The sequence below is a fragment of the Maribacter sp. genome (genome assembly GCF_049667165.1).
In the GTDB taxonomy this organism is placed as follows: Bacteria; Bacteroidota; Bacteroidia; order Flavobacteriales; family Flavobacteriaceae; genus Maribacter_A.
In genome coordinates this window covers 1-8,420 of record NZ_JBATHS010000293.1, presented here as the reverse complement: position 1 = coordinate 8,420, position 8,420 = coordinate 1, and the positions used below count along the sequence as shown (strand labels likewise).

Genomic DNA, 8,420 nt, shown 5'->3' with positions numbered 1-8,420 from the left:
CTTCTAACCTTTCACCTCATTGGCCCATGCAAGTTAAACATGATATGGCGGCTTGTTGTTGTGATTCAGTGAATGTGAGTTATGAAGAATACTTCGACGAAATTACAGTTCCTATATTATACATAGGTTCGGAATTAGGTGGAGGTTTGGCTGGTTCATATACAAGCGGTTATACTGCGAGCACCGATATAGCAAATGTTGTCGTAACTGGTTATAGCCATGCCGATCTATGGTTTGCTTACGATGCGAATGAACTTGTTTGGAATCCATTGCGTAATTGGATTGTAAATCACAGGTAAAACTTAATGCTATATAGAAACATCGAAGGGGGTACACCCCCTCGATGTTTCTTGTTTGTAAACTTCATGGTATCCCATCTCTTTTTAGTTTTTCGATTTTGGTAGTCGGATAATATACCATGAAAAAAAACCCTGACGGATATAAATCGCGTCAGGGCTTAAACAACTAACCAACCTAAAAACTATCTTAGTGAGACCCGAATTTCAAAAGCCATAAGCGAATTGAAATTCGTTGGTCGAACTAACCCTGACAGAATCGTCAGGGTCTTTGTTCTTCTTTTATTTACTGCCTTCTTGAGCTTCTTGCCTGCGTGGCCCTCGAGCTACTACTTCTAGTACTGCTTCGTGTAGCTACACTTTTACTTCGAGCGGGCGCACTGCGAACCGTACTTTTACTGGCACTACGGGTAGTAGGCCTTTGGGCTACTGACCTTGGGGCACTTTTCGTAGTACTACTTCTCGTTACGGTAGTCCTTCGAGGGGTTTGGGTTACCGTCCTTTTGGCAACCGTACTTCGCTGTGGCGACTTTACCGTTGTTGATCGTTGGGTAACACTACGGTTACCGGATGATCTAACGTCATTTTTACGTACCGACCTTGTTTGTATCGTTTTTGATCTATCAACCGCTGTTCTACCGGCAACTTTACCGTTGTTGCTGTTTGATCGTGTACCTGAATTCCGTACGACTTCACCCCTTTGGGTATTGGACGTATAGGATTTATTATTTCTAGACACAGTTCTATTGCTTCGTAATCCATCATTTCTTCGCGTATTGTCAGCACGTTGTGCGACTCTCTTATCATTTCTGTAGATCGTAGCCCGTTCTCGACGAACTTGATTGTATCTGTGTTCCCTTCCAATTTTGGCATAAGCATGTCGCTTATTATATCTATATGGGTTGTAATAGGTATATCTATATGGCGTATAATATCTTCTGTAAGGTCTATTGAATACCAATGAGAATCCAATGGCAGGTCTTAAGAAGAAACTATGGAAAGGTCTGTATACATAATGCCTATTGTAGACATTGATGTAGCCGGTATGATAGTCATAGAATCCATTATGGTTGTAATATACATTCATACCACCCAATCGAGATACCCTATTGTTCCTATAATTGATATTGACATCACCAATCTGGGTGACACGACCATAATAGTCATAATAAATAGGAACATTCTCAACTTGTATCACTGCACCATAGTCATCGTATTGTGCATAGGGACTATAATCATATCCAGAATTCATGGTCACGCCGTTCTTACGACCTGATACATAATTCTCAATATAAAAATCGAACTCACCATCGGGATATACTGAAAACGTAATGCCATTCTCAACAAAAATGAACGAGTTATTATAATTATAAGCATTGCGTGTTGCAACCTTATCTTCAACTGTACTAGCCATGATACCAGTGGTACCTAAAATGAGGGCTGTAAAAAGGAGTACTAAATTTCTCATGATATAAGGTTTTAAATTCCCGAATGCAACTATTCACATTCGATTAGTATATACCAAACAGCGTGCCAAAAAATGGATAATGTTTATAAGATATTGATTATCAATTATTTAAAATATTATTAAAAGAACTATTCTAAGCTAATAGGTTCGTGGGTTTATGGATTTTTGAGTTTAAAAGTTTAAAAGTTTATTCGTTTAGGAGTTCTGAATTCAGGAATTCAGAAATTTAGGAGTTTTGAGTTTACGGGTTTAAGAGGTTGGGAGTTTACTACAGAAACCATTAATGCGTTATACGCGCAGCATTTGATTTTTTGTGAATTTCTGATTGGCATGGGTATACCTCGGGACAATTAAAAACTGAAACCTGATACGCTGCAGACCTTTTTATGGCACACCAATTCCGCTAATGCCCATGAATAGGATGCTCTCAAATAAATTTCAAAGGATGATCATTAATAACTCCGTCCTTCGAAAGCATCACTCATAACTTTTCCTTAAGATATCTCGCGGTATGGGAATCTTTATTTTTGATGATCTCCTCTGGAGTTCCAGTGGCCAAAAGGCGTCCACCATGATCACCCCCTTCAGGACCCAAATCAATAATATGGTCAGCGCATTTGATCAACTCAATATTATGTTCGATAACAATGACCGAGTGGCCTCTTGCGATCAACGCATCAAAAGATTTCAATAATTTCTTGATATCATGAAAATGTAAACCTGTAGTAGGTTCATCAAAAATGAACAAGGCTTTCTCTTTTGTGATTCCTTTTACTAGAAAGGATGCCAGCTTGATTCGTTGGGCCTCACCTCCTGAGAGGGTTGAGGAAGATTGTCCCAACGTAACATACCCCAAGCCAACTTCCCGCAGTGGGTTCAGTTTTCCAACAATTTTGGTTTGTCCGTGCTTTTCAAAAAAATCGATGGCGTCATCAATGGTCATATTGAGGAGATCGGCAATATTGGCCCCTTCAAAGGTTACTTCAAGTACTTCCTTCTTAAATCGTTTTCCACCACAGGTGTCGCATTCTAAATGCACATCGGCCATAAACTGCATCTCTACCGTAATCTCTCCCTCTCCCTTGCATTTTTCACAGCGACCACCGTCTACATTGAATGAAAAGTGTTTTGCCTGATACCCTCTGATCTTGCTTAATTTTTGGGCAGCGAACAAGGTCCTTATTTCATCGTAGGCCTTTATATAGGTCACCGGATTTGAACGCGATGATCTGCCAATAGGATTCTGGTCCACAAACTCAACATGCTTAATCGATTGATACTTGCCTTCAACCGAAGTAAATTGTCCGGCTTTTTCACCATACCCACCTACTTCCTTCAAGATAATGGGATAAAGTAATTTTCGCACCAAAGTACTTTTGCCACTTCCCGAGACGCCGGTAATAACGGTTAGCATATTCAGGGGAAAGGTTACATCTATATTTTTCAGGTTATTTTCCCTGGCACCTTTGATTTCAATATAATTTTTTGATGTTCTACGTTCCTTGGGAATGGCTATCTTTAGGGTGCCATTCAAATAACTTGCGGTCAGGGAAGAAGATTTTAGAACTTCGGCGAGCGTCCCATGTGCCACTACCTCACCACCATGTGTCCCAGCTTCAGGACCAATATCGATAACATCATCAGCGGCTTTCATGATATCTTCATCATGCTCGACCACGATGACCGTATTGCCCAAATCACGCAGTGATTTTAAAACGGCTATAAGATTTTCGGTATCCTTAGGATGCAATCCGATACTGGGTTCATCCAAAATATACATTGAGCCCACAAGACTACTGCCCAATGAGGTTGCCAAATTGATGCGCTGGCTTTCGCCTCCCGAAAGGGTGTTCGATTTTCTGTTTAAGGTAAGGTAATCAAGGCCCACTTTTTTCAAAAAGCCCAATCGGGTATTGATTTCCTTCAATAATCGATCGGCTACTTGTGCATCGAATTCATTTAGCGAAAGTTCTTTGAAAAAAACCGTTAATTGTTTTATAGGTAATTCAACCAAATCCGTAATCGACTTCGTATCGATTTTTACATAATTGGTCTCTTTGCGTAACCGTTTCCCACGACATTCATTACATTTTGTCTTTCCCCGATACCGCGAGAGCATGACCCTATTCTGAATTTTATAGCTCTTCTCTTCCAACATGGAGAAAAATCGATGCAATCCGGTAAAATGTGAATTGCCATCCCAAACCAATTGTTTCTGGGCTTCTGAAAGTTGAAACCAAGGCTTGTGGATAGGAAAATCGAATCTATAGGCATTGTTGACCAGTTCATCACGATACCAGCCCATGCTCTCACCCCGCCATGGGAATATGGCATTTTCATAGACCGAAAGGGCAGTATTGGGTATGACCAAATCCTCATCAATACCTATTACATCGCCATAACCTTCACATTTAGGACAGGCTCCGTACGGATTGTTAAAGCTGAAGAGGTGCACATTGGGTTCTAAAAACGACATTCCGTCTTTTTCGAACTTATTATTGAATACGGTTTGTTTGCCCGAAGCTAGTTCTTCGATGATACATTCTCCCTTGCCCTCAAAAAAAGCGGAATCAACGGCATTGGCCAGACGATTGTAAAAATCTTCATCGTTTTTGGTGATGATCCGGTCGATGACAAGGTCAAAGGTATGCCCAATATTCCCTGGGGCCATATCAATACGAATCACCTTGTCCTTGAATTTGATCCTGGCATAGCCCTGTTTTGAAAGCAATTGTAGTGATTTGATGGGATCCCTATCCTTTTTGATGGTGATAGGGGCCAACAATAATAGTTTTTCACCTTCCTTAAAGGTCTGAACGTATTTGATCACGTCTGAGACCGTATGTTTTTTTACCTCTTCGCCCGATATGGGGGATATCGTCTTCCCAATACGGGCATACAATAATTTCAAATAATCGTAGATTTCCGTACTCGTGCCTACGGTTGAACGAGGATTGGTCGAATTGACCTTTTGTTCTATGGCAATCGCAGGGGCGATTCCTTTTATATAATCTACTTTGGGCTTGTTCAATTTTCCCAAAAATTGTCGGGCATAGGAAGACAGGCTCTCCACATACCTTCTTTGCCCTTCGGCATATAGCGTATCAAAGGCCAAACTCGATTTACCCGAACCGGAAAGCCCTGTTATCACTACGAGTTTATTTCGGGGGATGACCACGTCAAGGTTCTTCAAATTGTGCAGATTGGCACCTTTGATGATGATGTTTTCCTTGGGATCAATGTCTTGCAATGCGGGCATATACTTGTTTAGGACGGCAAAGATACAATAAGTGGAATGCTTTTGCCAGTTAAGTAGTTCCACGTGCTAAATTCTTTATTATAACACGACTATTTTTTTATAACCTATAATTTTTTCTATATTTGAGCCTAATAAAAAGTTAACAAGCCTATACGAAGACAATTACTTTTTAAAATTAGTGTGGACCCACAAGGCCTTTCCCAATGGATAGGGCCCATAGTTTTAACCCAAAAAAGTAATTGCCATGGAACTTCAAAAAGCAGATTCCCTACTTATACAGCATTATATTAACGGAGATGAAAGAGCTTTGTCTACCCTTATAAATAGGCATAACCAACGACTTAGTAGCTTTATTTACTCAAAGGTCAATGACCGTGAAATAACAGAGGATATTTTTCAGGATACCTTTATTAAGGTCATACGCACCTTAAAGAAAGGGAACTATAACGAAGAAGGGAAATTTTTGCCATGGGTCATGCGGATTGCCCATAACCTGATTATAGATCATTATCGTAAAAATCGCAGAATGCCTTATTTCAATGGCTCAAGTACCTTTGATATATTCTCGGTCATTGAAGATGAGAAGTTGAATATTGAAAAACAACTCATAAAAAAACAGATTGATAAGGATTTGTTGCTTCTAATCGAAGAGTTGCCCCTAGAGCAACGGAATGTTTTGGAAATGCGCATGTTCAAGGATATGAGTTTTAAGGAAATTTCCGAGAATACAGGGGTAAGTATAAACACCGCCTTGGGAAGAATGCGCTATGCATTGATCAATTTAAGGAAGATCATCGAGGAGAATAACATTGTTTTAACGAATTAATCATAACATAGGTCGAGCATCCCATAATTTTGACGAATTAAAAGACCTTAGGTCGAACGTATTCACTATATTTAAACTTGTGGCGTTTTTTAAGTGAAACAATACTGTAACAAATATGGAGAAATTTTACGTCGATAATAAGAAAAATTGCCAAATAGTAAAGGCAAAACCTGAAACCATTGATTTTTTATTGAGCTATTCGAAAGCTTTGAAAATAAATGACATTAAAGGTATAAAGTTTGAAAGTAACATGAACTGAATGTTCAACGATCATATTGATCTGATAAAAAAGCCCTCATTATAATGATAATGGGGGCTTTTTTATTCAAACAATTCGAAAGCTGAAATCCACTATCAAAATTATTCAATATAGATGGATGAAGTAAGGCACACCATTTTGTGATCCCCATAACTGCCAAAGACCCTAATTATTGTATTAAAAATCAAAATTGATTGTTTCACATCATATTACAAGGGTTTGACAACATAGTTTTTTCCACACTCACCCTTTTCTCTAGTTTTAGGTCATAATTAAAGAATAGCACAATAAATATTGAAAACGGCGATACACGTAAAGTGAAGACCAAATAACTATAATCAAGCTTAAACAAAAGAAGCCCTAAACTTAAAAGTACTCTGCATGGAACTACAAATCGAAGATTCAATACTGGTAAGAGATTACATCAGTGGAGATGAAAAGGCCCTGGAAATCTTAATCAATAGACACAATCAACGTATATCAAGTTTTATTTACTCCAAAGTATTGGATAGGGATATTACCGAGGATATTTTTCAGGACACCTTTATCAAAGTAATCAAAACCTTAAAAAAAGGGACGTACAGTGAAGAAGGTAAATTCTTGCCTTGGGTAATGCGAATTGCCCACAACCTTATCATCGATCATTTTAGGAAAAACAAAAGAATGCCGATGTTCGAAGGGAGTGATGACTTCAACATTTTCTCTGTTATAGGGGATGATAAGTTAAATGCCGAGAAGCAATTGATCGAAGATCAGATCAATACGGACCTAAGAAGCCTTATTGATGAGTTGCCCGATGATCAAAGGGAAGTACTATTAATGCGTATATATAAAGATATGAGTTTCAAGGAAATCTCAGAAAACACAGGCGTTAGTATCAATACCGCCTTGGGGAGAATGCGTTACGCCCTAATAAACCTTAGAAAAATCATAGACAAGAACAAGATCGTGCTTACAAATTCATAAGGAATCTTGGGTTAAAACAATAATATGATTTTAGTTGCGTTATTTAAACATAACAATGCTATAATCAATATGGAAAAAATTTACTTTGAGAGCCAAAAGAAGAGCAGTCCAATTATGGCCTGTCGGGAAACAATACAGTTTTTGACCAATTTTTCTAAATCACTATGTATTGTTCATCAAAACGAAATGCAGTTCGAAATAAACTTAAATTGAAAAAAAAACCCGCTAATTAGCGGGTTTTTAACTTTTTATAATAATCGTTGACCACCGATCTTCTCCCAATGGTCTTAGTGATGACATCCTTATCAAGGTCCCACCCTCGGGCGGGGGAATACTCACGACCATACCAAATTATCTGTAAATGAAGATCGTTCCATAATTCCCTGGGGAAAATTCGTTTCGCATCTTTTTCTGTCTGCACCACATTTTTACCATTTGAAAAACCCCATCGGTACATCAGTCTATGAATATGGGTATCTACTGGGAAAGCGGGCGTTCCAAAGGCTTGGGAAACAACGACGCTTGCCGTTTTATGGCCCACCGCTGGCAATTCCTCCAATAGAGCGATATCATTTGGGACCTTTCCGTCATATTTATCTATTAAAATATGGGACAGGCCATAGATGCCTTTCGATTTCATAGGTGACAGGCCAACGGGTTTTATGATATCCCGGATTTCATCCACGGTCAATTTTACCATGTCATACGGATTGTCGGCCTTGACAAAAAGCTTGGGCGTGATTTTGTTTACCATCACATCGGTACTTTGAGCGGACAAAAGCACTGCGATCAATAGCGTATAAGGGTCCGCATGGTCTAAAGGTACCGGTATCGAAGGGTAGAGTTCCTGCAAAGTTCTTATGGTAAAACCGACCTTTTCCTTTTTTGTCATTTAAAGCTTAATTTAGCGATACATTACGAATGGCTAATTTATTAAAATCGATTATGAAAACATTGCAAGTAGGAGATAAAGTCCCCGATTTTATGGCGAAAGACCAAGATGGAAACACTTTAAAACTATCGGACTACCACGGAAAAAAATTGATTGTATTTTTCTATCCCAAGGCCAGTACTCCAGGGTGTACCACGGAAGCCTGCAATTTAAGGGACAATTATGCTGAATTACAAGCCCAAGGCTACCAATTATTGGGGGTTAGCGCCGATTCACAAAAAAGACAGGCGAATTTTAAGGACAAATACGATTTCCCATTTCCGCTTTTGGCCGATGAGGACCACACCGTTATCAATACCTTTGGTGTTTGGGGTCCCAAAAAATTCATGGGCAGAACGTATGATGGAATACATCGAATGTCATTTGTAATCAATGGGGAAGGTGTTGTAACCAA

7 protein-coding genes are annotated in these 8,420 nt (G+C 39.1%); 4 read left to right on the top strand and 3 right to left on the bottom strand.

Going from position 1 to position 8,420, the window contains the following annotated elements:
* On the top strand, window positions 1-299 hold a 299-nt coding region (locus WBM98_RS13985), incomplete at its 5' end, for a hypothetical protein (protein ID WP_424366641.1).
* 283 nt (window positions 300-582) lie between these two features.
* Here the strand turns inward: WBM98_RS13985 and WBM98_RS13980 are convergent.
* The gene (locus tag WBM98_RS13980) at window positions 583-1,764 is read right to left on the bottom strand and encodes a hypothetical protein (protein WP_424366640.1); all 1,182 of its coding nucleotides are present in this window, start codon (window positions 1,762-1,764) and stop codon (window positions 583-585) included.
* 481 nt (window positions 1,765-2,245) lie between these two features.
* Window positions 2,246-5,023, bottom strand: a complete 2,778-nt coding sequence (gene uvrA, locus WBM98_RS13975; protein WP_424366642.1) for an excinuclease ABC subunit UvrA — start codon at window positions 5,021-5,023, stop codon at window positions 2,246-2,248.
* Window positions 5,024-5,267: 244 nt separating this feature from the next.
* Here uvrA and WBM98_RS13970 point away from each other — a divergent pair, with 244 nt between their 5' ends.
* Both WBM98_RS13970 and WBM98_RS13965 read left to right on the top strand, forming a co-directional pair.
* A complete protein-coding gene (locus tag WBM98_RS13970; protein ID WP_424366639.1) occupies window positions 5,268-5,849 on the top strand; it encodes an RNA polymerase sigma factor in 582 nt (193 codons plus the stop codon).
* A gap of 640 nt (window positions 5,850-6,489) precedes the next feature.
* On the top strand, window positions 6,490-7,074 hold the full coding sequence (locus tag WBM98_RS13965) for a sigma-70 family RNA polymerase sigma factor (protein ID WP_424366638.1): 585 nt from the start codon (window positions 6,490-6,492) through the stop codon (window positions 7,072-7,074).
* Between the two features lie 229 nt (window positions 7,075-7,303).
* Here WBM98_RS13965 and WBM98_RS13960 read toward each other — a convergent pair whose 3' ends face one another.
* Window positions 7,304-7,966, bottom strand: a complete 663-nt coding sequence (locus WBM98_RS13960) for an endonuclease III domain-containing protein (RefSeq protein WP_424366637.1) — start codon at window positions 7,964-7,966, stop codon at window positions 7,304-7,306.
* A 53-nt stretch (window positions 7,967-8,019) separates the two neighbouring features.
* Between WBM98_RS13960 and bcp the strand changes: the two genes are divergently transcribed.
* Window positions 8,020-8,420: thioredoxin-dependent thiol peroxidase (gene bcp, locus WBM98_RS13955; RefSeq protein ID WP_424366636.1), on the top strand; the 401-nt coding region annotated here is incomplete at its 3' end.

Excerpts from the sequence above, each read along its gene's own strand:
- WBM98_RS13980 (WP_424366640.1), bottom strand. The coding sequence starts at position 1,764 with ATGAGAAATTTAGTACTCCTTTTTACAGCCCTCATTTTAGGTACCACT.
- WBM98_RS13960 (WP_424366637.1), bottom strand. The coding sequence starts at position 7,966 with ATGACAAAAAAGGAAAAGGTCGGTTTTACCATAAGAACTTTGCAGGAA.
- WBM98_RS13965 (WP_424366638.1), top strand. The coding sequence starts at position 6,490 with ATGGAACTACAAATCGAAGATTCAATACTGGTAAGAGATTACATCAGT.
- WBM98_RS13970 (WP_424366639.1), top strand. The coding sequence starts at position 5,268 with ATGGAACTTCAAAAAGCAGATTCCCTACTTATACAGCATTATATTAAC.
- uvrA (WP_424366642.1), bottom strand. The coding sequence starts at position 5,023 with ATGCCCGCATTGCAAGACATTGATCCCAAGGAAAACATCATCATCAAA.